Annotated in this window: 1 protein-coding gene; it reads left to right on the top strand. The window is 71.7% G+C overall.

Annotation, left to right across the window (positions count from 1 at the left end; genetic code table 11):
- A partial coding sequence (locus tag IE172_RS34170; RefSeq protein WP_229886757.1) for an acyl carrier protein occupies positions 1-1,159 on the top strand: 1,159 nt, incomplete at both ends.

Here is a 1,159-nt window from a genome sequence, read left to right as displayed (position 1 = left end):
TCTTCACCGGCCGGGGGAACACGCCGCGCCGGGTCGACCTGCCGACGTACGCCTTCCAGCGCCGCCGGTACTGGCTCAAGGAGACGGTCGGCGTGTCGGCTGGGCTCCCTGGGGACGTAGCCGATGTGGAAGCGGACGAGGAGTCCGTGACGCAGGCGGCCGGTCCTGCGGCCTCCTTCGCCTGGATGTCGGAGGAGGAGACGGACCGGGAGCTACTGGATCTCGTGCGGCGGCACATCGCAGCCGTGCTCGAACACGACAGCCCCGAACAGGTCCCGGTGGACGCGCCGTTCAAGCAGCTCGGCTTCGACTCGCTGATGTCGGTGGAGTTCTGTGCCGCGCTCGGCCGCGCGGTCGGCGTACGGCTGCCGTCGTCCACGCTCTACGACCACCCCACCCCGGAGCTGCTGGCACGACACGTACGCGGCGAACTCGTGGGCACGCGGGGTGAGGAGGCGGAGGCGGAGGCAATGGCTGCCCCGGACTCCGGCGCCGCCTCCGACCCGATCGTCATCGTCGGCATGAGCTGCCGGCTCCCGGGCGGGATACGGACGCCCGAGCAGCTGTGGGCGCTGCTGGCGGCGGGCGGTGACGCGGTGTCGCCGTTCCCCGCCGACCGCGGCTGGGACCTGGAGGCGCTCTACGACGCCGACCCGGAACGCTCCGGCACGTCGTATGCGCGGGAGGGCGGGTTCCTCCATGACGCCGCCGACTTCGACCCGGCGTTCTTCGGGATCTCGCCGCGTGAGGCCCTGGCCATGGACCCGCAGCAGCGGCTGCTGCTGGAGACCTCCTGGGAGGCCCTCGAACGCGCCGGGATCAACCCGAAGTCGCTGCGTGGCAGCAAGGCCGGCGTCTTCGTCGGTGCCACGGCTCAGGACTATGGCCCCCGGCTGCACGAGGCGCCCGAGGAGATCGAAGGCTATGTGCTGACCGGGACGACGCCCAGCGTGGCGTCGGGCCGCGTGGCATACACCCTGGGTCTGGAGGGCCCGGCCGTCACCGTCGACACCGCCTGCTCGTCCTCGCTGGTCGCCCTGCACATGGCCGCGCAGTCACTCCGCTCCAGCGAATGCTCGCTCGCCCTCGCGGGCGGGGCGACCGTCATGTCCAACCCCGGCATGTTCGTGGAGTTCAGCCGTCAGCGGGGACTCGCTCA

This window comes from Streptomyces griseoflavus, assembly GCF_014649995.1.
Taxonomy (GTDB): Bacteria; Actinomycetota; Actinomycetes; order Streptomycetales; family Streptomycetaceae; genus Streptomyces; species Streptomyces griseoflavus.
The sequence above is the reverse complement of the archived record's forward strand: the minus strand, read 5'-3'. Positions and strand labels throughout refer to the sequence as shown.